24 protein-coding genes and 3 pseudogenes are annotated in these 23,108 nt (G+C 33.0%); 18 read left to right on the forward strand and 9 right to left on the reverse strand.

Going from position 1 to position 23,108, the window contains the following annotated elements; translation table 11 throughout:
• Window positions 1-42 precede the first annotated feature (42 nt).
• The 7 genes and pseudogenes from ccoS (at window position 43) to IGB25_RS02150 (ending at window position 6,120) form a co-directional block, all read left to right on the forward strand.
• Entirely contained in the window at window positions 43-234 is a 192-nt protein-coding gene (ccoS, locus tag IGB25_RS02120; RefSeq protein WP_211066815.1) for a cbb3-type cytochrome oxidase assembly protein CcoS, read from the forward strand.
• A 3-nt stretch (window positions 235-237) separates the two neighbouring features.
• Window positions 238-2,434, forward strand: a pseudogene (gene ccoN / locus IGB25_RS02125) (cytochrome-c oxidase, cbb3-type subunit I).
• Between the two features lie 17 nt (window positions 2,435-2,451).
• The gene (locus tag IGB25_RS02130; protein ID WP_211065965.1) at window positions 2,452-2,637 is read left to right on the forward strand and encodes a CcoQ/FixQ family Cbb3-type cytochrome c oxidase assembly chaperone; all 186 of its coding nucleotides are present in this window, start codon (window positions 2,452-2,454) and stop codon (window positions 2,635-2,637) included.
• Window positions 2,634-3,524: a cbb3-type cytochrome c oxidase N-terminal domain-containing protein gene (locus IGB25_RS02135; RefSeq protein WP_211065966.1), complete on the forward strand. Its 891-nt coding sequence runs from the start codon at window positions 2,634-2,636 to the stop codon at window positions 3,522-3,524. The genes IGB25_RS02130 and IGB25_RS02135 overlap by 4 nt, the downstream gene beginning before the upstream one ends.
• 18 nt (window positions 3,525-3,542) lie before the next feature.
• A pseudogene (gene ccoG / locus IGB25_RS02140) lies at window positions 3,543-4,955 on the forward strand (cytochrome c oxidase accessory protein CcoG).
• Between the two features lie 11 nt (window positions 4,956-4,966).
• Entirely contained in the window at window positions 4,967-5,413 is a 447-nt protein-coding gene (locus IGB25_RS02145) for a FixH family protein (protein WP_211065967.1), read from the forward strand.
• Window positions 5,413-6,120 (forward strand): sulfite exporter TauE/SafE family protein, encoded by a 708-nt coding sequence (locus IGB25_RS02150; protein WP_211065968.1) that lies wholly within the window; start codon window positions 5,413-5,415, stop codon window positions 6,118-6,120. The genes IGB25_RS02145 and IGB25_RS02150 overlap by 1 nt, the downstream gene beginning before the upstream one ends.
• Here IGB25_RS02150 and IGB25_RS02155 read toward each other — a convergent pair whose 3' ends face one another.
• From IGB25_RS02155 to IGB25_RS02165, 3 genes are all read right to left on the reverse strand, one after another.
• A complete protein-coding gene (locus IGB25_RS02155; protein WP_211065969.1) occupies window positions 6,121-6,405 on the reverse strand; it encodes a 4a-hydroxytetrahydrobiopterin dehydratase in 285 nt (94 codons plus the stop codon). It lies immediately after the preceding gene.
• Between the two features lie 66 nt (window positions 6,406-6,471).
• Window positions 6,472-7,827 (reverse strand): NAD-dependent succinate-semialdehyde dehydrogenase, encoded by a 1,356-nt coding sequence (locus IGB25_RS02160; protein ID WP_211065970.1) that lies wholly within the window; start codon window positions 7,825-7,827, stop codon window positions 6,472-6,474.
• 50 nt (window positions 7,828-7,877) lie between these two features.
• Complete coding sequence (locus IGB25_RS02165) at window positions 7,878-8,342, reverse strand: Lrp/AsnC family transcriptional regulator (RefSeq protein WP_211065971.1); 465 nt, start codon at window positions 8,340-8,342, stop codon at window positions 7,878-7,880.
• Window positions 8,343-8,492: 150 nt separating this feature from the next.
• Between IGB25_RS02165 and IGB25_RS02170 the strand changes: the two genes are divergently transcribed.
• From IGB25_RS02170 to IGB25_RS02205, 8 genes and pseudogenes are all read left to right on the forward strand, one after another.
• Window positions 8,493-9,716: an aminotransferase class I/II-fold pyridoxal phosphate-dependent enzyme gene (locus tag IGB25_RS02170; protein WP_211065972.1), complete on the forward strand. Its 1,224-nt coding sequence runs from the start codon at window positions 8,493-8,495 to the stop codon at window positions 9,714-9,716.
• A 155-nt stretch (window positions 9,717-9,871) separates the two neighbouring features.
• Window positions 9,872-10,117 carry a hypothetical protein gene (locus IGB25_RS02175; RefSeq protein WP_211066942.1) on the forward strand — a complete coding sequence of 82 codons (246 nt, stop codon included), beginning with the start codon at window positions 9,872-9,874 and terminating at the stop codon, window positions 10,115-10,117.
• A 474-nt stretch (window positions 10,118-10,591) separates the two neighbouring features.
• Window positions 10,592-11,596 carry a M28 family metallopeptidase gene (locus tag IGB25_RS02180; protein ID WP_211065973.1) on the forward strand — a complete coding sequence of 335 codons (1,005 nt, stop codon included), beginning with the start codon at window positions 10,592-10,594 and terminating at the stop codon, window positions 11,594-11,596.
• A gap of 4 nt (window positions 11,597-11,600) precedes the next feature.
• Window positions 11,601-12,176: a hypothetical protein gene (locus tag IGB25_RS02185; protein WP_211065974.1), complete on the forward strand. Its 576-nt coding sequence runs from the start codon at window positions 11,601-11,603 to the stop codon at window positions 12,174-12,176.
• The gene (locus IGB25_RS02190; RefSeq protein WP_211065975.1) at window positions 12,176-12,871 is read left to right on the forward strand and encodes a DUF2490 domain-containing protein; all 696 of its coding nucleotides are present in this window, start codon (window positions 12,176-12,178) and stop codon (window positions 12,869-12,871) included. The genes IGB25_RS02185 and IGB25_RS02190 overlap by 1 nt, the downstream gene beginning before the upstream one ends.
• Window positions 12,872-13,551: 680 nt before the next feature.
• Window positions 13,552-13,860, forward strand: coding sequence for a nucleotidyltransferase family protein (locus IGB25_RS02195; RefSeq protein WP_211065976.1), 309 nt, complete (start codon window positions 13,552-13,554; stop codon window positions 13,858-13,860).
• Between the two features lie 399 nt (window positions 13,861-14,259).
• On the forward strand, window positions 14,260-15,018 hold the full coding sequence (locus IGB25_RS02200) for a hypothetical protein (protein WP_211065977.1): 759 nt from the start codon (window positions 14,260-14,262) through the stop codon (window positions 15,016-15,018).
• Between the two features lie 6 nt (window positions 15,019-15,024).
• Window positions 15,025-15,646 (forward strand): annotated as a pseudogene (locus tag IGB25_RS02205) (deoxynucleoside kinase).
• Here IGB25_RS02205 and IGB25_RS02210 read toward each other — a convergent pair.
• Window positions 15,643-16,257: a hypothetical protein gene (locus IGB25_RS02210; RefSeq protein ID WP_211065978.1), complete on the reverse strand. Its 615-nt coding sequence runs from the start codon at window positions 16,255-16,257 to the stop codon at window positions 15,643-15,645. The pseudogene IGB25_RS02205 and the gene IGB25_RS02210 overlap by 4 nt on opposite strands.
• A 1-nt stretch (window position 16,258) precedes the next feature.
• Window positions 16,259-16,753, reverse strand: coding sequence for an RNA polymerase sigma factor (locus IGB25_RS02215; protein ID WP_211065979.1), 495 nt, complete (start codon window positions 16,751-16,753; stop codon window positions 16,259-16,261).
• 99 nt (window positions 16,754-16,852) lie between these two features.
• On the opposite strand from IGB25_RS02215, the gene IGB25_RS02220 reads away from it, so the two are divergent.
• Both IGB25_RS02220 and IGB25_RS02225 read left to right on the forward strand, forming a co-directional pair.
• Window positions 16,853-18,151: an NAD(P)/FAD-dependent oxidoreductase gene (locus IGB25_RS02220; RefSeq protein WP_211065980.1), complete on the forward strand. Its 1,299-nt coding sequence runs from the start codon at window positions 16,853-16,855 to the stop codon at window positions 18,149-18,151.
• Between the two features lie 122 nt (window positions 18,152-18,273).
• Complete coding sequence (locus tag IGB25_RS02225; protein WP_211065981.1) at window positions 18,274-18,681, forward strand: glyoxalase; 408 nt, start codon at window positions 18,274-18,276, stop codon at window positions 18,679-18,681.
• Window positions 18,682-18,910: 229 nt separating this feature from the next.
• Here IGB25_RS02225 and panB read toward each other — a convergent pair whose 3' ends face one another.
• Complete coding sequence (gene panB, locus IGB25_RS02230) at window positions 18,911-19,729, reverse strand: 3-methyl-2-oxobutanoate hydroxymethyltransferase (RefSeq protein ID WP_211065982.1); 819 nt, start codon at window positions 19,727-19,729, stop codon at window positions 18,911-18,913.
• Between the two features lie 158 nt (window positions 19,730-19,887).
• Here panB and IGB25_RS02235 point away from each other — a divergent pair, with 158 nt between their 5' ends.
• Entirely contained in the window at window positions 19,888-21,405 is a 1,518-nt protein-coding gene (locus tag IGB25_RS02235; RefSeq protein WP_211065983.1) for an NAD(P)H-hydrate dehydratase, read from the forward strand.
• Here the strand turns inward: IGB25_RS02235 and IGB25_RS02240 are convergent.
• From IGB25_RS02240 to IGB25_RS02250, 3 genes are read right to left on the reverse strand one after another with little or no spacing between them, the layout of a single operon-like run.
• A complete protein-coding gene (locus tag IGB25_RS02240) occupies window positions 21,397-21,573 on the reverse strand; it encodes a peptidylprolyl isomerase (RefSeq protein ID WP_247653675.1) in 177 nt (58 codons plus the stop codon). The two genes, IGB25_RS02235 and IGB25_RS02240, sit on opposite strands and share 9 nt — an antisense overlap.
• 5 nt (window positions 21,574-21,578) lie before the next feature.
• Complete coding sequence (locus IGB25_RS02245) at window positions 21,579-22,850, reverse strand: IS1634 family transposase (RefSeq protein WP_371815966.1); 1,272 nt, start codon at window positions 22,848-22,850, stop codon at window positions 21,579-21,581.
• Window positions 22,823-23,086, reverse strand: a complete 264-nt coding sequence (locus IGB25_RS02250; protein WP_211065986.1) for a hypothetical protein — start codon at window positions 23,084-23,086, stop codon at window positions 22,823-22,825. Before IGB25_RS02250 ends, IGB25_RS02245 begins: the two co-directional genes overlap by 28 nt.
• Window positions 23,087-23,108 lie beyond the last annotated feature (22 nt).

The following is a 23,108-nucleotide window of genomic DNA, read 5'->3' on the forward strand; positions in this document are numbered from 1 at the left end:
TTAAACATTATCTCCGTTCTATTTTTGGCTAAAATTCTTTTTATGAGTGTCATTTATGTTCTCTTAGCCATCAGTACTTTAGTTGCTGTTTTCTTTTTTGTGCTTTTTATCTTTTCGGTAAAAAAGGGACAATACGATGATAGCTACACGCCATCTGTGCGAATGCTGTTTGACGACGAGCTTGTAGATGAAGACTCAGAAAGTGATGAAAAACCTGTTAACGAAACACAATAAATTATGGAATTAGAACGGTTTCACTACGATAATAAAATCGTAAAAAACTTTATTTACGCTACCATTGTTTGGGGCGTTGTTGGCATGTCAGTTGGTTTGCTGGTGGCTTATTTGTATTTATTCCCAAATTTAACTGAAGGTATTCCATGGTTAAGCTATGGGCGAATTAGGCCTTTGCATACCAATGCGGTTATTTTTGCTTTTGTAGGTAACGCTATTTTTGCTGGGGTTTATTACTCTACTCAACGTTTATTAAAAGCAAGAATGGCAAGCGACTTTTTGAGTAAATTAAATTTTTGGGGTTGGCAGGCTGTTATAGTAGCAGCAGACTATTACTTTGCCATTAGGTTATTCAACTTCAAAGGAATATGCTGAACTTGAATGGCCAATCGATATTATGATTGCTTTGGTTTGGGTGGCTTTTGGTGCTAACCTTATTTGGACAATGCTTAAACGTCGTCAACGACATTTGTATGTGGCAATTTGGTTTTATATCGCCACATTTGTAACAGTTGCTGTGCTTCATATTTTTAACAGTTTAGCATTGCCCGTAGATTTCTTAAAAAGTTATTCTGCCTATGCTGGCGTTCAAGATGCATTGGTGCAATGGTGGTACGGACATAATGCTGTGGCGTTTTTCTTAACAACACCATTCTTAGGCTTGATGTATTATTTTGTGCCTAAAGCCGCTAATCGTCCTATTTATTCTTATAAATTATCCATTATTCACTTTTGGTCATTGATTTTTATTTATATCTGGGCTGGACCTCACCATTTATTATATTCAGCCTTACCAGATTGGGCACAAAATCTCGGTGTTGTTTTTTCAGTAATGTTGATAATGCCATCTTGGGGCGGTATGATAAACGGGCTCTTGACTTTACGTGGTGCTTGGGATAAAGTGCGGCAAGATCCTATTCTTAAATTTATGGTTGTAGCTATCACGGGTTATGGTATGGCAACATTTGAAGGGTAGATGTTATCGCTTAAAAATGTAAATGCTATTGCTCACTTTACCGATTGGATCATTGCTCACGTTCACGTTGGAGCTTTGGCTTGGAATGGCTTTTTAACCTTCGGGATGTTGTATTGGTTGATTCCAAGACTATACAAAACAAAACTTCACTCAATAGGTTTGGCTAATGTGCATTTTTGGCTTGGAACACTTGGTATTGTCCTTTATGCTTTACCGATGTATGTGGCTGGATTTGTTCAAGCTTTTATGTGGAAACAATTCAATCCTAGCGGAACTCTGGTTTACGGTAATTTCTTAGAAACGGTAAACGAAATTATGCCAATGTATTGGATGCGTGCTATTGGTGGTAGCTTATATATTTTAGGGGTTTTTGTGATGCTTTATAATGTATGGCGAACAGTAGCTTCTGGATCTAAAGTTGAAGACGAGTTGGCTGAAGCCGCAAGATTAGTTAAAATTACTAAACGTCAAAAATCGGAAACTTTTCACACATGGTTAGAACGCAAACCTGTCAAGCTAACTATTTTGGCTACAATAGCGATTTTAATTGGTGGGGCAGTGCAAATTATTCCAACCATTATGGTTGATTCTAACGTTCCAACCATCAGCTCTGTTAAGCCTTACACACCTTTAGAATTAGAAGGTCGTGATATTTATATCCGTGAAGGTTGCGTGGGTTGTCACTCCCAAATGATAAGACCGTTTAGAAGCGAAGTCGAACGATATGGCGAATACTCTAGAGGTGGCGAATACGTTTACGACAGACCATTTTTATGGGGAAGTAAACGAACTGGACCAGATTTGTTGAGAGTAGGTGGCAAGTATAATGACAATTGGCATTTTAATCATATGTATAATCCGAGCAGTACATCGCCTGGCTCTATTATGCCTAAATATCCTTGGCTAATTAGAAATAAATTAGACAAATCTGATATAGAATCTAAAATGAAAACTTTGGTAAAACTTGGCGTACCTTACACTGATGAGCAAATTGCTAATGCCCAAACAGCAATGGAGAAACAAGGACAAACCATTGAAGAAAACCTATACACTGACCCAGATTTTGTAAAAACGTATGAAGCCGATAAAAAAGCGACTCAAGATAGTGGTCGGGAGTTTGTGGAAATGAAAGATAGAGAAATTGTAGCACTTATTGCCTATCTACAACGTCTTGGTACGGATATTAAAAAAGCAACAGAAGACAAATCGACAGCTTCTAATTAATATAAAACCTTGAATCAATGAAATTTGCAAAACAATATTTAGAAACCATAGATGGGGTTGAAATCTACCCCATTATCACCTTGCTCATTTTCTTTAGCTTCTTTGTAGTGTTATTTTGGTGGGTGCTTACCACTTCAAAACAGCAAAGCAAAGCAATGAGTGAGATGCCTTTAGAAAACAACCCAAAAGACGAAGACCAATGAGAACAACTGCATCATATTTTAGAGTTATAGCTCTTGTAGTTATAGCCATTATCGGAACCGAATATTTCACGGATTTGCCCAAAGGTGAATATGCTATATTTGTAAATCCCTTTGTCGCACTTTTTGTATTTATGGTTTTAATTGTTGCCATAGCTATTGAAGTTACAGTGGCGACTTTAAATAAAATCTTGTATTTGTCTTTATCTGAAGATAAGAAGAAAGCCTATGACAAAGCTCAAGCTGAAAGATCGACTTATTTCTCAAGAAAGGTAGAAAGATTGATGCAAGCTTTGACAAAAAGTAAAAAAATTGAAGAAGAACACGAGATAGAACTCGACCATAATTACGACGGTATTCGTGAACTTGACAACCGATTACCGCCTTGGTGGGTTTACAGTTTTTATATCACTATCATTTTTGCTGTCGTTTATTTGATTCGTTTTGAAGTATTTAATGATTACGATCAAGAAGAAGAATACCTGACTGAAGTGGCTGAAGCTGAAGCGACTATTGAAAAATGGAAAGAAACTGCCAAGGACTTTGTCAATGCTGAAAATGTTACTATGCTTGAAGATGAAGCACGCATTCAAAACGGGAAACAAATTTTTGTTCAAAACTGTGTAGCTTGTCACAAAATTGATGGTGGTGGCGGTATTGGGCCTAATTTGACAGATGAATATTGGATTCTTGGTGGCGGTATCAAAAATATATTTAATACCATAAGTGAAGGTGGACGTTCTGGCAAAGGTATGGTGGCTTGGAAAAATACTCTTTCACCATCTGAAATGCATGAAGTTGCAAGTTATGTTATGACTCTTCAAGGGACAACACCTGCAGAACCAAAAGAACCACAAGGTGAAATTTGGAAGCCTGAAAATGAAAAATAATTAATTTAAAGATGTATAATGGCTGACGAAAATTTTAGAGATAGTATTGGTACCATCACCGATGACGGCAAACGTCAATGGATTTATCCTAAAAAACCAAAAGGGATTTTTTACAAATACCGTAAATGGGTAAGCTATTTCTTGTTATTGTTTTTGTTTGCTTCGCCATTTATTAAAATTAATGGCAATCAGTTTTTGCTTTTCAATGTATTGGAGCGTAAGTTTAATATTTTTGGATTTCCTTTTTGACCACAAGATTTTTATTTAGTGGTGATTGCTATGCTGATTGGTGTTGTGTTTATTACACTTTTTACAGTGGCTTTTGGACGTATATTTTGTGGATGGATTTGCCCACAAACCATTTTTTTGGAAATGGTCTTTAGACGCATAGAATATGCTATTGAAGGCGACCGCGGTAAACAAATCCGCTTAGATAAAATGCCGTGGAACAAAGAAAAAATCATAAAAAAAAGTAGCAAATGGTTTGTGTTTTATATCATATCATTTTTAATTGCTAATGTTTTTTTAGCGTATTTAATTGGGAGTGATGAACTCTTAAAGTATGTATCAGAAGGACCTCAAGCACATCTCGGAACTTTTATACCACTAATTATTTTCTCGTTTGTTTTCTACTTTATTTTTGCTTGGTTCAGAGAACAAGTTTGCATTATTGCTTGTCCTTATGGACGTTTACAAGGCGTTTTACTCGACAACAAATCTATAGTTGTGGCTTATGACCACAAGCGTGGTGAAGCTGAAAAAGGTCGTAAAAAATTCAGAAAAAATGAAGATAGAACAGCATTAGGTTATGGCGATTGCATTGATTGCAACCAGTGTGTATACGTTTGCCCTACAGGTATTGACATCAGAAACGGCACACAATTAGAATGTGTAAACTGCACGGCTTGTATAGATGCCTGTGATGACATTATGGAAAAGGTAGATTTGCCTAAGGGATTAATCCGATATGCCAGTGAAGATAATATCACTAAAAAAGCCAAATTTCAATTTACACCACGATTGAAAGCCTATACAGGAGTGTTAACAATATTAGTTGGTCTATTGGTTGGTTTACTTTTTATAAGAAGTAATATTGAAGCTGATATTCTACGCTTGCCAGGTCAACTTTACGAAACCACCGCTGAAGTTAATTTAAGCAACGTTTACACTTATAAATTGGTCAATAAAACCACACATCCTATGGATAGCATAAGCTTTAAATTGCTTTCTCATCAAGGTAAAATCAAGTTAGTCAAAGGAGATTATTTTAATGTCCCAGAAGCAGGATTGTCTGAAGGCACTTTATTTATAGAAATTCCAAAATCTGAAATTGATGGAGAAGAAAACACTTTGAAAATAGGAGTTTATAAAGGTGATGAATTGATTGAAAAAACCAGTACTAACTTTATGGGACCAAGGTCTTTTTATTAAAAACAAAAATTATGAAACTGAATTGGGGAACATCTATTGTTATTGCTATGGTACTATTTATAAGCTTTATTATGTATATGGTTATTACTATGACGACACAAAAAGCCTATGATCATGACTTGGTTGTTGATGAATATTATAAAAAAGAAATGACATTCAATGACAAGTTGCAAAAAATAGAAAATGGTAAATTGTACGCATCTGAAATTAAATTTACAGCTAATCAAGGAGGCTTACTACTTAATTTTCCAAAAGAATTACAAGATATAGAAAAAATTGATGTTTATGGCTATCGTGCTTCCGATAAAGATTTAGATTTCAATAGCTCAATAAAACTGAATAGCCAAGGAGAAACTTTAGTCAATCGACCATTAGATAGAGGTTTATGGGAGTTTACCTTAGCTTTTTCTCACGGTGGTAAAGAATATCTTATCACAAAATCTTTTAATATTCAATAATGTTGTGGTCGGCTTTTATATTAGGTTTGGTTGGGAGTTTGCACTGTGTAGGGATGTGTGGACCAATAGCCTTTATGTTGCCTGTTAGCCATGATCAACCCTTAAAAAAAGGCTTTCAAATCGGTTTATATCATCTTGGGCGAATTTCTGCTTATGCCATTATTGGTTTGGTTTTTGGGCTTGTTGGTCAAGGTTTTATCGCTTTTGGTTATCAACAACATATTTCAATTGCAGTTGGGGTTTTAATGATTATTTTGGTTTTGATTCCACAATCTTATATCAAGCCACTTGGAATTTTTAGACCTTTTTTTAGATTTATCAATAGCATTAAATCTGAATTAGGAAAAGCTTTGCACAAAAAATCTTACGATACTTTTTATAGTCTTGGCTTTCTTAATGGTTTTTTGCCCTGCGGGTTGGTTTATATGGCTGTAGTTGGTGCTTTCGCCACCGAAGGTTTTGGTGGTAGTGTGCTCTATATGGCTTTGTTTGGACTCGGCATAATTCCCATGATGACAAGCGTGGTTTACGCTCAATCTTTCATCAAAAAGCATTTACGATTTAATTATAAAAAGCTGATTCCTATAGCTGTGGTGATTGTTGGTGTTTTGTTTATTCTACGTGGTATGGGTTTAGGAATCAAATACATTTCGCCAAAACTTGACCCGCAAACTGAGCAAGTTGAAGCTAACATAGAGTGTCATTAGTCATTGCCCTAACACCGTTTCAATCGCTTCAGCTAATTCAAAATCTTTTTCAGTAACGCCATCAGCATCATGTGTTGACAGTGAAATATTGACAGAATTATAGGTATTAGACCAAGTTGGGTGATGTTGAAGGCGTTCAGCTTCAAAGGCAATACGCGTCATCGCCGTAAAAGCATTTTTAAAATCCTCAAACTCAAAACTGATGTGAATAGCATCGTCTTCATAAGACCAGTTTGGGAAATGTTCTAACTTCTTTTCAATTTGTTCGTTGTTTAATTTTTTCATAAAATATTTTTTATATTATTAGTTAAACCTCATAGGTTTTGAAAACCTGTGAGGTTTTGATTAAAATTATTGAATATAAACCGTTTTAATATTAGCAAATTCTAAAATACCTTCGTGACCCAATTCGCGACCATAGCCTGAATGTTTTGTTCCGCCAAAAGGCAGTCGAGGATCACTTTTAACCAGTGAATTGACAAAAACAGCACCGTCTTCAATTTGTGGAATGAGTCGTTTATACTTAGAATTATCTTTTGTAAACAGACTTACGCCAAGACCATAATTTGAATGATTGATGAGTTGAATAGCTTCTTCTTCAGTTTTAAAACTTGTTACAGCCAATAAAGGACTAAAAGTTTCTTCATTAAAAATCGGCATATCAACAGATACATTTTCAACTAAAGTAGGCTCAAAAAAAGTATTGTCTTGTTGACCGCCTAAGATGATTTTAGCACCCATTTCAACTGATTTATCAAGTTGAGACTTTAAGTTTTCTGCTATATCTTTTCTCGCTAAAACGCTGATATCTATTGTTTCGTCAAGTGGATTTCCAATATTTAGATTTTGGATATGGATTTTAATTTTTTCTAAAAATTTATCATAAATAGTATTGTGAACCAAAAGCCGTTTGCCCGCAATACAACTTTGACCTGTGTTTTGAAAACGGGCTTTTACACATATTTCAGCTGCTTTATCTAAATCAGCATCTTCAAACACCACTAGTGCATTGTTGCCACCGAGTTCTAAAACACTTTTTTTAATGGCTTTTCCAGCTTGACTTGCCACTATGCTACCAGCTTTGGTGCTGCCAGTTAAAGTAACTCCTTTAATCAAATTATGATTGATGATTTTTTTAATTTGGTCAACTTCAACTATAAGATGAGTGACTGAATGTGATTCAAAACCAGCGTCTTCAACAAGTTTTTGAATCATTTCACCGCAACCGAGAACATTTGGTGCATGTTTGATTAAAACACTATTGCCCAACATAAGATTTGGGGCAATGACCCTGAAAACTTGCCAAAACGGATAATTCCACGGCATTATAGCAAGAATCACACCTATGGGTTCTTTTAAGACGTAAGATTGTTTGGCGTCGGTTTTAATGGTTTTTGTTGTTAATAACGATGAAGCATTTTTAGCATAAAACTCGCATACCCAAGCACATTTTTCAATTTCGGCTACAGCTTCAGCTATTGGTTTCCCCATTTCTAAAGTGATTTGCTTGGCTAATTTGGTCTTGTTTTGTTTGAGTAATTCAGCCAAACCTCGCATTTTTTCTTCTCTATGTTTTGGGTTCTTGAGCTTAGATTTTAAAAACCTTTGATGAGCTTTGGTGATATGGTTTTTTATATCACTTAGATTTAAAGGGTTAAAGTGATTTAAAGTTTCTGATGTATAAGGATTTTGAGTTTGAAAAGCCATAAACTGTTTTATTTCAAATATAAATATTTAATAGGGCAAAATTGATAAAATTATGTCAAAGAAATCGCAGTGCTGTATTTAACTGTATTGATATTGAATGCACTTTGAGTGCTACTGATAAAAGGAATAGACGTTAGTTTTTCTACCATAAACTGTCTGTAGGCTTTAATGTTTTTAACATTTACTTTAAGCAAGTAATCATATTCACCACTAATATGATAACATTCAGTGATTTCATCTAAGGTTGAAATATCTTTTTCAAAATGAACTAAACTCTTTTTGGTGTGGTTGACCAATTTTACCATACAGAAAGTTGTAAAGGCTTTTTCCACTTTATCTAAATCTAAAAGAGCCACATAGTTGGTGATGAGTTTTTCTCGTTCTAAACGTTTTATGCGTTCATAAACTGCTGTTTGTGAGAGTTTTATTTTAGCGACAATCTGTTTTGTCGTCTGGTTGGCATCGGTTTGAAGCAACATTAAAATCTGCTTATCTCTTTCGTCAATTTTTGTCATGATAAATTATTTAATATGTGTTATTTAGGTTGTTAAAATTAGATATATTTTCTATAAATAAAAAAAAATATAGTAAATAAAACTAAATATAATAATATCTATTGTAAATAAAATTAGTTTATTTTAATTTAGTGGTAAATTATTTTTATCATGTCAAATCATCCCGCAGAACAAATTCAAGACTTACAATTTTTTGGTGAGTATGGTGGCGTCAATCCATCGATATCCGATAGTTCAACATACACATTTATGACAGCCAAAAGTATGAGTGACACCTTTGAGGGCAATACAGATGGTTGTTTTTTGTACAGTCGTCATACATCGCCGAGTAATCTTTACTTGAGTTCAGCTTTAGCCAAAATGGAAAACACCGAAGATGCTACAGTCTTTGCTTCTGGAATGGGAGCAATTACTTCTACGGTTTTACAAATCTGTCAACAAGGTGATCATATCGTTGCCAGCCGAACCATTTATGGTGGAACTTATGCGTTTCTAAAAAATGTTTTACCCAAATTTGGAATCGAAACAACATTTGTTGATTTTACAAATTGTGAAGCCATTAAAAAAGCCGTAGCTCCAAACACCAAAATGCTATATGGAGAATCTGTAAGCAATCCATTATTAGGAATAATCGATTTTAAAGCAGTTTCTGAAATTGCTCAACAAAACCAAGCCCAATTTGTAGTCGATAATACTTTTTCACCTTTGATGTTTCAACCCGCAAACTTTGGTGCCGATGTTGTGATTCACAGCTTAACTAAATTTATTAACGGAAGCTCGGACACAGTTGCTGGTGCAGTTTGTGCCTCATCTGAGTTTGTTGAAAACCTAAAAGATGTCAATACAGGTTTGGCGATGTTATTAGGGCAAACTTTAGATAGTTGGCGAGCGGCTTCTATTTTGAAAAATTTAAGAACGCTTCCGATTCGTATGCAAAAACATTCACAAAATGCACAATATCTCGCTGAACAATTTGAAGCACTTGGCTATAAAGTTAGTTATCCTGGTTTAAAATCACATCCACAACACAACATTATTTCAAATTATCTTTTTCCTGATATAGGTTATGGTGGTATTATGACTATTGATTTTGAAACACTTGAAAAAGCCAATGCTATTATGGAGATGATGCAACATCAAAACTTAGGGTATTTAGCCGTGAGTTTAGGCTTTTACAAAACTTTATTCAGTGCTTCTGGAACATCAACTTCAAGTGAAATTTCTGAAGAAGAACAACAAGAAATGGGACTTTCTGAAGGTTTAGTGCGATTTTCAATTGGGTTAGACTATGATATTAAAGTAACATTTAAACAGATGAAAAAAGCAATTGAATTAGTAGAGCGGGATAAACAATCTTCTTCAGTTAAATTTTAAAAACTTCATAAGATTTCTATAGGTTTATAAATTCATAAAAGCGATTTTTTTACTTTAAGTAAAGGGACAAAACTGAAATTTTCACTATATGTTTATATTTTCATAAATCTAATCTTCAGAGAATAATTTTATATTTGTTATATAAAAGCATTATTATGGATATCGAAACCACGAAATTAGAATTAATGCATCTGTTATTACAGGTAAACAATGAAAGTTTGTTGTCAAAGTTAAAAAGAGTTTTTCAAGAAGAATCCAATACATTTTATAAATCTAATTTACACAACATACAAGATCGAACTCAAGACTCTTTAGTAGCTTTAGACAAAGATGAGACACGACCTGTCGCAGATTTTAAAATTGAGGTAGAACGTTGGAAGAGCAAACAAAATATAAAGTAGAAATTACCTAAAAAGCAGAGCAGTATTACTGGGAACTTCTGTCTCATTTATACAAAACCCATAGCGTTGAAAGTGCGAATAAAAAATCAGATGATATCATTTTAATGGCAATGTCTCTGAAATTCAATCCTCAAAGAGGACGATTGGAAGAAGACTTAGCTGGCTTTAATAAAGAATTCAGAACTATAATTTATTATATTACTAAGCGTAACACTGTTAAAATTGTTTATTTTATTAATGAGGTCACAAAAACAGTCTATGTTACTGATTTCTTCCCTACCCAAAAAGACCCTCATACAAAAACAAAACGAAGTTAAAATTAATACAGAATCTTGTACAAAAAATTATAATAGGTGATGTCTCTAATCTGATAAATATTTAACATTCAACTTAACTAAATTACATAATATAAATATTCTAAAACAGATTTATTTTAAGGTTGGGATTTGTATTTTAGCATTTAAATCAAATTTCATGAAGACATTAATAATAAGCTTGAGCATTTTTATTGCCATAGGTTGCAAAGCCCAAAAGGATATTACCGAAGTTAATCCAGAAAAATACGCCGAGACCATCAAACCACAATCGCTTAAAAACAAGCTTTACACCTTTGCTTCAGATGAATTTGAAGGGCGAGATACTGGTAAAGCTGGACAAAAAAAAGCGACCGAATATCTCAAAAACTTCTATCAATCTATTGGCGTGAAATCACCTTTGGGCAATGAGGATTACTACCAAGATATTCCATCTTCTTTTTTTAATGATAAATTACCTGATTCAGAAAATGTAGTCGCATTTATTGAAGGTGATGGTTCAACTGACGAGATTTTAGTGCTTTCTGCACATTATGACCACGTTGGTATGAAAGATAATCAAATCTACAACGGTGCAGACGACGACGGTTCTGGCACGGTGGCTTTGATGGAGATTGCTAAAGCCTTTAAAGAAGCTGAAAATGATGGTTATCAACCTAAACGCGGGATTTTGTTTTTACACGTTACTGGCGAAGAAAAAGGACTTCTTGGCTCGTTGTATTATTCTAAAAATCCTATTTTTCCGATTGAAAACACAGTTGCTGATCTTAATACGGATATGATTGGTAGAGTTGATGACAGTCACAAAGACAATCCCAATTATGTGTATTTGATAGGCAGTGACCGTTTAAGCACCGAACTTCACGAACTTTCGGAAGCAACTAATAAAAAATACGTTCAATTAGATTTAGATTATAAATACAACGCTAAAGACGACCCCAATCGTTTTTACTACCGAAGCGATCACTACAATTTTGCCAAATTTGATATTCCAGTGATTTTTTACTTTAACGGCACACACGAAGATTATCACCAACCTACAGACACGCCAGATAAAATCAATTATGAACTTCTGTCTAAACGTGCAAAACTGATTTTTTATACCGCTTGGGAAATCGCCAATCGTGAGAAAAGACCTTTTGTAGATCAACCCACTAAAAAGTAGAAATTTGAAAATTACCTTAAATCTGTTGTTAATTTTGTTTTCTTTTCAATTTGCTTGGACCCAAACCAAGGTTGAGGTAGAAAAGCGCATAAAAAAAAGCGAAGTCCCCGTTGAAGTTTTAGACTGGTTTGAAGATGCTTATCAAGACATAAACAAGGTAAAATGGTTTTATCAAACTGATGGTGATAAAAAATCTTACGAAGCAAAACTGAAACATAAAAAAAGAAAACACAGTGTAGAAATTAATCCTGATGGAAATATTATAAACATTGAAGTTACAGTCAATTTTGATGATATTGAATCCATAGCCAAACAACAAATTGAAACCTATTTTAAAAATACATATTCTAAATTCAAAATCAAAAAAACTCAAATTCAGTATTTGGGAAGTAACGACGATTTAGAAGATATGATAGATGAAAATGAGATGAGTGAAGATATCACTACAAACTATGAAATTGAATTTTATGGAAAAAACGAAAAAGGAAAAGAACTTTGGGAAGGTTTGTTTGATAGCAAAGGAGAATTGATAAACCGTCGAAAAATAAAAATTAAATCTACAGACATTTTAGATTATTAATGAGAAATCCCCTTTTTTTAATAATTACTATTGCTTTAGCTTTAGTTTGTCAAAAACAGTTTGCTCAAGACAATCGCTTTACTGGCGGGTTTTTTCCTGAAGCTTCACTGAGTTATAAACTTAATAAAACGTATTCTGTAACCCATAAAATAGAGTCGCAGAATGGTGTTTATGATAACCAATCGTCTTTAAACGATGAGTGGAAATACAAGCATCGGCAAACTGATTTACAAACTTTCTTAGGAAGACGACTGACCCCTTTTATCAAGGTTGATATTGGTTATCAATACAGGATGCAAGATGGAGAAAATACAAATAGAACTATACAGCAAATCTCAATTTTACAACGCGAATCCAATTTAAGGATTGGTCATAGAATCAGAACTGATCAAACTTTTTTTAAAAATGCAAGACCACTTTGGCGAGTAAGATATAGAATAAAAAGTCAAATTCCGCTCCAAGGTTTTGAAGTTGACCCAGGTGAGAAATATCTCAGTTTTAGCAACGAAATCATCTATATGTATCAAAGTGCAGAAGATGATATAGAAAACAGGGTTACAGGAAGCTTAGGATTTTATTTTAATGATAAAAACAAATTAGAAATAGGATTAGATTACAGAACTGATGATTATTTGGTTGACAATCGATTCAGACATCGATTGTGGTTTAAAGTTGGCTTTTATAAATCTTTATAAAGTAAAAATTGAACTTTTATTTTTAGCCACTAATACACTAATAATTTTAGGATAAATTAGTGTATTCGTGGCTCAAACTCTTACTTTGAGAATAATCAATTTTTTTTTAATTATCGCTATTAATACACTAATAATTTTAGGATAAATTAGTGCATTCGTGGCTCAAACTCTTACTTTGAGAATAATCAATTTTTTTTAATTATCGCTATTAATACACTAATAATTTTAGGATAAATTAGTGCATTCGTGGCTTAAACTCTTACTTTGAGAATAATCAAGTTTTTTTAATTATCGCTATTAATACACTAATAATTTTAGGATAAATTAGTGCATTCGTGGCTCAAACTCTTACTTTGAGAATAATCAAGTTTTTTTAATTATCGCCATTAATACACTAATAATTTTAGGATAAATTAGTGCATTCGTGGCTCAAACTCTTACTTTGAGAATAATCAAGTTTTTTTAATTATCGCTATTAATACACTAATAATTTTAGGATAAATTAGTGCATTCGTGGCTCAAACTCTTACTTTGAGAATAATCAAGTTTTTTTAATTATCGCCATTAATATACTAATAATTTTAGGATAAATTAGTGCATTCGTGGCTCAAACTCTTATTTTAAAGACTACTTTAAGGTTAGTGATAGTCTTTACTTAAATATTTGTGTATATTTGGTTTATGGATAAATTGATTCAAAATAAACTTGACGATATAATTGCAGTATCTAAACAGCATTATGTTCAGGCTATTTCTTTGTTTGGGTCAGCTGCTAAAAACAACTTGCGTAAAGACAGTGATAGCGACCTACTTGTTGAGTTTTCTTCTGATATTAATGTATTGGATTATGCAGACAACTATTTTTCTTTACTCAACCAGCTTGAAAGTATTTTAAATAGAAAGGTTGATCTTGTATCTAATAAATCTCTCAAAAACCCAGTTTTAAAAGAAGAAATATATCAATCAAAGATAGATTTGTATGCAGCCTAAACTACTTAAATATATTTTAGATGTTGAAAGTGTAATTAAAGAGATAGAATCAATTAAACAAAAAACTCAAAATAACTTTAACAATTTCTCAGACAATATTATTTTGTAGCGTGCAGTTGAACGAGATTTAGAGATTATAGGAGAAGCAATTCGGAAAATGGTTGAGATTAATCCAAACATACAAATTTAAATTACTGCTTCAAAAAATATTATAGGATTAAGAAATATTATCTCACACGCTTATGATTCAGTTGAACCTGAAATGTTATAGGGAATAATTCAAAAAAATATTCCTATTTTGATGAATGAAATACGTGATTTAAAAAACAGTTAAGTTCAACTGTTGAATGCAATTTTTTAAATATGAAATGTCTAAATCTTATTTTTTTTATTTGCTTTTTGAGTATTGTAATCTCAAAAGCTTTCTCCCAAAACGCCACATTAAAAGCTGTTGATTCTTTTGCACTAAAAGCCGATAAATTTGTTGGAATAGACAAGTTTCAAAACTTGTATTACATCAAAAATAACACGCTATTTAAAAAACCTGAAAATCAAGATGCTATTGCGTTTCAAGATTTTCAGTTAGGTGAAATAGAACGTGTAGATATTTTAAATCCCAATAAAATTATTTTGTTTTATCAATCAGCCAATACCGTTGTGGTGTTAGACAACCGAATGACCGAAATTGACCGTCAAGATTTCAACGCTACTTTTCCGTTTAAAAATGTCGCTTTTGCTGGCACTTCAAAGGATCAAAGTCTTTGGATTTACAATATTGACCTTAATCAACTTGAAATATATGACTACCGTTTTGACAAAACGCTGGCGAAGTCTTTACCTATAAATGATGAAATTTTAGCTATGACCAACAATTTTAATCAATGCTATTTGTTAACTCAACAAGGGGTTTTGGTCTATAATATTTATGGAAGTTTAGTTAAAAGCATTCAAAGGGAAAACATCAAAGCTTTTGACTTATTTAAAAATCAACTTGTTTTATATTCAAATGAAAACTTAGACATCATAAATAAAGATTTTCAAATTATACATTCATTCAATATAAAAAGTCTTGAACCTAAAAATCTTTTTTTTGCTGGTGAAAATCTCTATATTTACGACGGAAAAAAAGTTATAAACTATACCATTCTTTCAAAATAAAACTACATGCACGTTGCTATTGCCGGGAATATTGGCGCAGGAAAAACCACGCTTACTCAACTTTTAGCTAAACATTTTAAATGGGAAGCTCAATATGAAGATGTTTTAGAAAACCCTTATCTCGAAGATTTTTACAACGATATGTCGCGTTGGTCTTTTAATCTGCAAGTGTATTTTCTCAATTCTCGCTTTCGTCAAATTTTAGATATCAGAAAAAGTGGCAAAGACATTATTCAAGATAGAACCATCTATGAAGATGCCTTTATTTTTGCACCTAACTTGCACGCAATGGGTTTGATGACTAATCGGGATTATGAAAACTATCGTTCCTTATTTGATTTGATGGAATCGGTAACCAAACCACCAGATTTATTAATTTATTTGAGAAGTACTGTCCCAAACTTGGTCAATCAAATTCAAAAACGCGGTCGAGATTACGAAAATTCCATTTCCATAGATTATCTTAATCGCCTAAACGAACGCTATGAAGCTTGGATACACGACTACAACAAAGGCAATTTGTTGATTGTAGATGTTGACGATATCAACTTGTTTTGATCAGCCAGAAGATCTCGGCGATATTATTAATAAAATAGACGCCGAACTCAACGGTCTTTTTAAAGTTTAATCGGTTTGGTCTAATTTCTTTAAAACCTTATAATTTTTATATAGTCTTCGGGTTAAAAAGCCATAGAGAAGGCGATAAAATCCAAATATTATCAAGAGTAGAATTGATAAAATAACAACCAAGATACCATATCCTAAAAGTTTAGCTTCTAAAGTTTGATTTTCTAAAGTTTGATTAAGAGTTGCTATCGAGACTATGACAAAAGAAATTCCAAAAATAATGACGTTAAACCACACATAAGCTTTTACTGTTTTACGAGTCGTAATAATATTTTTCATCAAAGACTTTACATTATCATCGGTGCTTATTTTTTTAAAATTCCTAAAAAACAAGCCAATAAAAATGACAATCATAGCATAATTAACAATAAGAGAGATTCTGTAAAATGATTCTAAACCTAATTGTTGAATAATATCGAGACTGTTATCAAAAAAACTCAAAGAATCTAAACCGAGCCAAAACACAAACTCAGCTATACTGATGATAAAAATCCACTTGACAATAGAAGTCGATTTTTTATGCATCATTTTGTAGATTTCATCGGTTTTGACATGAGGTAGGTTCTTCTCCTGTCGCTTCCAATCTTGTTTTAACAATTCAAGTTCATCCATCTTACGGATTTATAATGGTTTTTAATTTTTTCTTTATTCTATTCATTTTCACTCGTGCGTTGACTTCAGAAATTCCCAAAGTGTTAGCGATTTCAGTATAATTTTTATCTTCCAAATACAAAAACACCAAAGCTTTGTCAATATCATTCAATTCTTTTACTGCCGCATACATCAATTTTAAATTTTGCTCTGTGGTGTCGTCGTAATAATCGGCTTCAATTTTAAAGCCTATTTTTTCAATATCTTGAGTTTTAACTTGTCGTTTTTGTTTTCTATATAAAGTAATCGCAGTATTTAAAGCCACACGATACATCCAAGTCGAAAACTTAGCATCGCCTCTAAATTTTGGATAAGCTTTCCATAATTGCACCGTAATATCTTGAAACAAATCTTTGTGTTGTGCTTCATTATCAGCATACATACGGCAAATTTTATGCACGATGTTTTGGTGCTTTTCTAAAAGATTGACAAATTTTTGCTCTAATTCAGCTTTCACAAAGTCGATGTTATTCTATAAGTAGTAAAGTTTTCTTAATGTTACAAAATATTGTAATTAAATTTATTAAAATAAGACATATTTAAAAATTTAGTATTTATGAATATACCAAAATCAAAATATCCTAGAGTTGTCGTCATTGGTGGTGGATTTGGTGGGTTGTCATTTACGCGAAAATTATTGAACAAACCCGTTCAACTGGTTTTGTTAGATAAACGCAACTATCACACTTTTCAACCACTTTTGTATCAAGTATCAACATCAGGTTTAGAACCAGACTCAATTGCTTTTCCATTAAGAAAATTTCTTAACAAAAGCAATAACGGTTATTTTAGATTGGCTGATGTGAATCAAATTCACGCTGATAAACACTTGATTGAAACTAATATAGGCGAAATAAGTTATGATTATTTGGTGATTGCCACAGGGTCTAAAACCAATTTTTTTGGCAATGAAAATGTTGAGAAAAATGCCGTATGGATGAAAACCGTGCCACAAGCACTGAATTTGAGAAGCTTGATTTTTGAAAATCTTGAGCAAGCCACTATAACAGAAGATAAGAATAAACGCAAAGCCTTACTCACTTTTGTAATTGCTGGTGCAGGACCAACTGGTGTAGAATTGAGCGGTGCTATTGCTGAATTAAAAAATCATATCGTTAAAAAAGACTACAAAGATTTTGATATTGAAGAAATTGAAATCCATTTGTTGGATGGTTCAGATAGGGTTTTACCACCTATGAGTGAAGAATCTTCAGCCGATGCTCATAAATATTTGACCGATATGGGCGTGCAAATTCATTTGGAAACTATGGTAGAAGATTATAAAAATTGTGAAGTAACCACCAATACAGGCAAATGCTTTTGGACAGAAAACTTTATATGGAGTGCTGGCGTTCACGGTTCGCCTGTCAAAGGCTTGCAAGCTGAAAGTTTGATAGACGGAGCTAACCGCTACAAAGTCAATACCTTTAACCAAGTAGAAGGTTACGAGAATGTATTTGCTATTGGAGATATAGCTTTGATGATAAGCGAAGATTATCCCAAAGGTCATCCTATGGTGGCTCAACCTGCAATTCAACAGGGGCGACAATTGGCTAAAAACATTTTAAATATCATAAAAGGCAAAAAAATGCAACCTTTTGAATATAAAGATAAAGGATCAATGGCAACTATTGGACGAAATAAAGCCGTTGTTGATATTGGCAAATTTCAGCTCGGTGGTTTTGTGGCTTGGTATATTTGGATGTTTGTGCATTTGTGGTTTTTAATCGGTGTTAAAAATAGATTAGTTACTTTCTTAAATTGGGTTTATAACTATATCAACTATGACCGTTCAGAACGCTTGATTATTAGACCATATAAAGAAAACAGAGCCAAAATGGAAGATGTGGAGTAACACATCCCGACATTTATAGTCAGGGCGTATCGAGACAGATTGTTAATAACCTGTTTACAACATCTAAAAATAGACCTTAAACTGCATTCTGATAATCTTTAATTTTATCAAAACTCAACATTATGGAAAACAGAAGTCAACAATTATCTGAATTAAGACCTGTAATTTCCGGTGCTCAAGTGACTTCACTTACATCTGAAGAAGAAAGTTTTCAAAACAAAACTTTGAGACCCATTGCCAAACTGCAAAACGATTTGCTTTTAGAGATTTTTAAAAACTATATCAAAAAGCACAAAAATGTTTACTACACTTTAAGCCTTCAAAAACAACTTGATTATATCGAGCACGCCGTAAAAAACGATACTAAACTACGCAACATCATCAAAGGTGTTTTTATCGGGCTATTTACCTACGACGAATATTTAATTTATGCAGAAAACAATCGTGCACTCAACAAACGCATCACTAATTTGACTATTGAACGTCTTAAGAATAGTATGCAATATTTTGAAGAGGCTTTTGCGAGTTAAGCTTATTTATTTATAAAGGAACTTTTTGAATAAAAGTAAGATATTTGAGAATAGTCACAAATATCATTGCTTGTTAGGTTATAGTTAATTGAGTTATTTTGTTAGACCATAACGATTTGAGCGGGTCTAATATTTAGAGAATCTATCTTTTGAGTTTTGCAATGCTTTGTGGGATTGTTTCAATGATTTTTTCTCGACCTCATGAGCAAAAGAATAATTCATAAATTCATTAATACTGCTCGTCTTCATTAGGAAAATCACCAGATTTCACATCGCCGTTATAGGTTTCTATAGCTTTGCTCATGATTTCGTGCAAGTCGGCGTAGCGTCTTAAAAATCGTGGACTAAAGGATTTGTCCATGCCTAACATATCAGTGATAACCAAAACTTGCCCGTCAACACCATTGCCAGCACCGATGCCAATTACGGGGATTGAAATACTTTTGGCAACTTCTTCGGCTAAATGTGCAGGTACTTTTTCTAAGACTAAAGCAAAACATCCTAATTTTTCAAGCATCAACGCATCTGTTTTTAGCTTTTCGGCTTCGGCTTCTTCTTTGGCTCTAACGGAGTAAGTGCCAAACTTATAAATAGATTGGGGCGTCAAACCCAAATGACCCATCACAGGAATACCCGCTTTGAGAATACGTTTTATCGAGTCTTTAACTTCGTCGCCACCTTCCAATTTTACGGCATGTCCACCGCTTTCTTTCATGATACGAATTGCCGAACGTAAAGCTTCTTTAGGATCGCTTTGGTAACTTCCAAAAGGCAGATCTACAACCACTAATGAGTGTTTTATAGCACGAACCACACTTGAAGCATGATAAATCATTTGGTCTAAAGTTATAGGTAAAGTGGTTTCGTGACCAGCCATAACATTTGAAGCTGAGTCACCAACCAATATCACATCTGTGCCAACACTATCTACAATTTTGGCAGTGGTAAAATCGTAAGCGGTAAGCATGCTTATTTTCTCTCCGCGTTGTTTCATATCTACAAGGCTTTTTACTGTGATACGCTTATAAGTTTTTTTGGCTACAGACATAATTCATATATATTTTATTTCAATTTACAAATATAAGGTTTTCGTAATTGATGTTTTGCATTTGATTGTCAAAAAACTATCTTAATCTCATCGTTTATAAGTTTTAAAAATGATAAATTAGAACTTAAAATTTTATTTGAATTTCAAATAATTATGCGATGAAAATACTAACACCAAATCAACTTCAGCAAGCAGATAAGTTTACCATTGAAAATGAATCTATTAATTCTTGGGATTTAATGGAAAGAGCATCGTTAAGAGCAGTAGATATTATCAAAACAATCATCAATTTTGGTGAGAAGGTTAGCATATTAGCTGGAAGTGGCAATAATGGCGGGGATGGTTTATCAATAGCTTATCATTTAAAACAATTGGGTTATGAAGTGCAAGTTTATTTAATACAATATACAAACAACTTATCTTCAGATTGTCAAAAGAATTTAGAACGTTTACAAAAAGACAAATCTTTTGAACTCAAATATTTCAATAAGCAAAGTAAATTTTTAGATTTTAATGCTCAAGATGTTATTGTCGATGCTATTTTTGGCATTGGTTTAAACCGAAGTTTACCTGATTTTGTAAAAAAAATAATTCTCATTGCTAATCAAAAACGAGCTAAAAAAATTGCTATAGATGTGCCTAGTGGTTTGTTTTTGAGTAAATTAACCCCAGAAAATGCAGTGGTTTTTCAAGCACAATACACCTTAACCTTTCAATGTCCAAAACTCAATTTCTTTTTTCCAGATTATGGCAATTGTGTGGGTAAAATTTTAATCATTGATATTGGATTGGATAAAAGCTTTATATCAAATTTAGAAAGTCGTACAAAATATGTTGACAATCATATTGCTTCACATCTCTTAAAAACACGTCAACGCTTTTCTCATAAAGGAAATTATGGACATCTTTTGATAATAGGAGGACAATATGGGATGATGGGTAGCGTGTGTTTAACAACAAAAGGAGCCTTAAAAGCTGGTGCTGGAAAAGTAAGTGTTTTGAGTCCAAAATGTGGGGTTGATATCATTCAAAAATATATTCCTGAAGCTATGGTAGTCGCTTCGGAAAATCAAAAATATATCTCCCCAATTCAATTGAATTTTCAACCTTCACATTGTTGTATTGGCATGGGAATAGGGCAGTCTGATAAGGCTTTAGAAACGCTTAAATTTATTATAAAAGAAACAAATTCTCCCATCTTGATTGATGCAGATGCTATAAATATTTTATCAAAACATCAAGAATTGCTTCAAGATTTGCCCTCTAAAAGTATCTTAACACCACATCAAGGTGAATTAAAACGATTGATTGGTGAGTGGAAAAATGAAAATGATAAACTTGATAAAATCACCCAATTTGTAAAAACATATGATGTCATTTTAGTTTCTAAAGATGCTTATACTTTTATCTTTGATGCTAAAAATATATACATCAATTCAACAGGCAATGCAGGCATGGCAACTGCGGGAAGTGGCGATACGCTTTCTGGAATTATTTCTGGATTGTTGGCACAAGGCTATTCATCAGTTGATGCTTCTATTTTAGGGGTTTATCTGCATGGCAAAGCGGCAGATTTATATGTTGAAAAGTATGACATGCAAACTTTGACAGCCTCTGATATTATTGATTATCTAAAGCACGCATTTGGCAGTTTGAAGTCTTCATTTTTATCTTAAAACATTCACGTCCATTTGAATATTTTTTATAGGCCATTCGCTTGCGTCGGCTTCAACTTGTGAAATTTTTTCAACCACATCCATACCTTCTATAACCCGACCAAACACCGTAAATTCTTTATCGAGATGATGTGCTCCGTCTTTTTCCTGTTTTCGTCGCTGGGACACCCAAATCAAAAATCGAATAGATTTGCAATTTTTTTCTGCTCTTCACTTTTGATGTGAGTTAGATAAGTTATCTCTTTTGTTATTGGATGTTTTATTTTTACCGCATAAATTGTTTTTGCTATGTTGATAGCCTTCTCAGGACTTAATGAAGATTTCTTTTCATTGAGTTGCCTTTCTAGTTCCTTGTGTATTTTATATCTTGCAAAAGCTATGCAAATGTGAGCTTCAATCCTACGCTGAACTCTATGATAGATTGGTCTTATTTTCAAGTCTGTCTTAGCTATTCTGAAAGCCTTTTCAATCTTCCATAAATGACTATAATTCTCTAAAATTTCATTTTTATTCAATTTAGCATTAGTTATATAGCCTTTTAGACCATCCCATTTTGCATCTGTTTCAAATTTTGTTTTGTCTATTGAAACTTTTAGCTCTCCATCAAGTTTTAGATATTTATTGTAACCTCTGTTATTGATACTTGACTTGGTTAGTTTTCCTGATCTAATTTTCTTTTCCAGTCTCTTTAATCCCTTTTCTCTATTGTGCTTATCTTTCTTGGCTCTTGAATCGGAATAGCTTATGATAAGTCTCAAATTACCTTTTTCTACAACTGCACTCTCTCCATTTTTAAGTTTTAAAGCTAATATTTTTTCTTTTATAAAGGACTTCTCATTTTTAATTCTAGCTCCAAGAATAAATTCATAACTTTTGCTTTGAAGTTCTTCTATGTTTTTAGAAGAAAGTAGCCCAGAGTCAGCGATGATGACTAATTGATCTAATCCGTATTTTTTCTTAAAACTATCAATGACTGGTAGCATGGTGTGTCCTTCAAATTTATTGCCTTCAAAAATATCGTAAGCCAATGGGTAACCATCTTTGCTAACTAATAACCCTAGCATAATTTGCGGATTTTGATGTTTGCCTTCTTTAGAGAAGCCTGTTTTGCGTAATTCATCTTCGTTATCAATTTCAAAATAAATAGTGGTAACATCATAGAATACTACATTTATTGTTCCATCTAGTATTTTCAAGGTATGATTATAACTAATTTCTTGTATTTGGGATTTGTGTTGTTTATGAAGCTTATCCATGTATCGGTAAACAACTTGAACATCAATAGCTTTATGTTGGTATTTAAAAAGATAATCTGATGTCTTAAGCTTACTAGAAGGGTAGCAAAGTCTAGCAAGAACCAATTGCTTAAATAAATCATGATTAATTTGATTGAACCCAATCTGATTAAAAAGCTTTCCTAAAAGCAGTTCTGAATATAAACAGATATTTCTTCAAGTCCTTGAAGAACAAGTTCTGTGTGCTGTCTATAATCGTTAAAATCTAATTCTTGTGCTCCCGTATAATTTTTTATCCATTGTTTACCTTGTTCATATAGATGGTCAACTTCAATTTTAGTAGCACTGCTGCCAATGGTCTTTAATAAGCGATACTTGCCACTACTTTTGTCAATGACTTGGACGCTAATTACACCGCTTTTATTTTTCTTTTTGCGAACAAACACAGTGCAAATTTACTAAAAAGAC

It is taken from the genome of Flavobacterium sp. CS20, assembly GCF_018080005.1.
GTDB lineage: Bacteria > Bacteroidota > Bacteroidia > Flavobacteriales > Flavobacteriaceae > Psychroflexus.

What these genes read in the sequence shown, in the direction of transcription:
- IGB25_RS02210 (WP_211065978.1), bottom strand. Translation starts at nt 16,257, where the DNA reads ATGGATGAACTTGAATTGTTAAAACAAGATTGGAAGCGACAGGAGAAG.
- IGB25_RS02170 (WP_211065972.1), top strand. Translation starts at nt 8,493, where the DNA reads ATGTCAAATCATCCCGCAGAACAAATTCAAGACTTACAATTTTTTGGT.
- IGB25_RS02175 (WP_211066942.1), top strand. Translation starts at nt 9,872, where the DNA reads ATGGATATCGAAACCACGAAATTAGAATTAATGCATCTGTTATTACAG.
- IGB25_RS02165 (WP_211065971.1), bottom strand. Translation starts at nt 8,342, where the DNA reads ATGACAAAAATTGACGAAAGAGATAAGCAGATTTTAATGTTGCTTCAA.
- IGB25_RS02195 (WP_211065976.1), top strand. Translation starts at nt 13,552, where the DNA reads ATGGATAAATTGATTCAAAATAAACTTGACGATATAATTGCAGTATCT.
- IGB25_RS02130 (WP_211065965.1), top strand. Translation starts at nt 2,452, where the DNA reads ATGAAATTTGCAAAACAATATTTAGAAACCATAGATGGGGTTGAAATC.
- IGB25_RS02150 (WP_211065968.1), top strand. Translation starts at nt 5,413, where the DNA reads ATGTTGTGGTCGGCTTTTATATTAGGTTTGGTTGGGAGTTTGCACTGT.
- IGB25_RS02180 (WP_211065973.1), top strand. Translation starts at nt 10,592, where the DNA reads ATGAAGACATTAATAATAAGCTTGAGCATTTTTATTGCCATAGGTTGC.
- IGB25_RS02160 (WP_211065970.1), bottom strand. Translation starts at nt 7,827, where the DNA reads ATGGCTTTTCAAACTCAAAATCCTTATACATCAGAAACTTTAAATCAC.
- IGB25_RS02190 (WP_211065975.1), top strand. Translation starts at nt 12,176, where the DNA reads ATGAGAAATCCCCTTTTTTTAATAATTACTATTGCTTTAGCTTTAGTT.
- IGB25_RS02235 (WP_211065983.1), top strand. Translation starts at nt 19,888, where the DNA reads ATGAAAATACTAACACCAAATCAACTTCAGCAAGCAGATAAGTTTACC.
- ccoS (WP_211066815.1), top strand. Translation starts at nt 43, where the DNA reads ATGAGTGTCATTTATGTTCTCTTAGCCATCAGTACTTTAGTTGCTGTT.
- IGB25_RS02155 (WP_211065969.1), bottom strand. Translation starts at nt 6,405, where the DNA reads ATGAAAAAATTAAACAACGAACAAATTGAAAAGAAGTTAGAACATTTC.
- IGB25_RS02145 (WP_211065967.1), top strand. Translation starts at nt 4,967, where the DNA reads ATGAAACTGAATTGGGGAACATCTATTGTTATTGCTATGGTACTATTT.
- IGB25_RS02220 (WP_211065980.1), top strand. Translation starts at nt 16,853, where the DNA reads ATGAATATACCAAAATCAAAATATCCTAGAGTTGTCGTCATTGGTGGT.
- IGB25_RS02225 (WP_211065981.1), top strand. Translation starts at nt 18,274, where the DNA reads ATGGAAAACAGAAGTCAACAATTATCTGAATTAAGACCTGTAATTTCC.
- panB (WP_211065982.1), bottom strand. Translation starts at nt 19,729, where the DNA reads ATGTCTGTAGCCAAAAAAACTTATAAGCGTATCACAGTAAAAAGCCTT.
- IGB25_RS02135 (WP_211065966.1), top strand. Translation starts at nt 2,634, where the DNA reads ATGAGAACAACTGCATCATATTTTAGAGTTATAGCTCTTGTAGTTATA.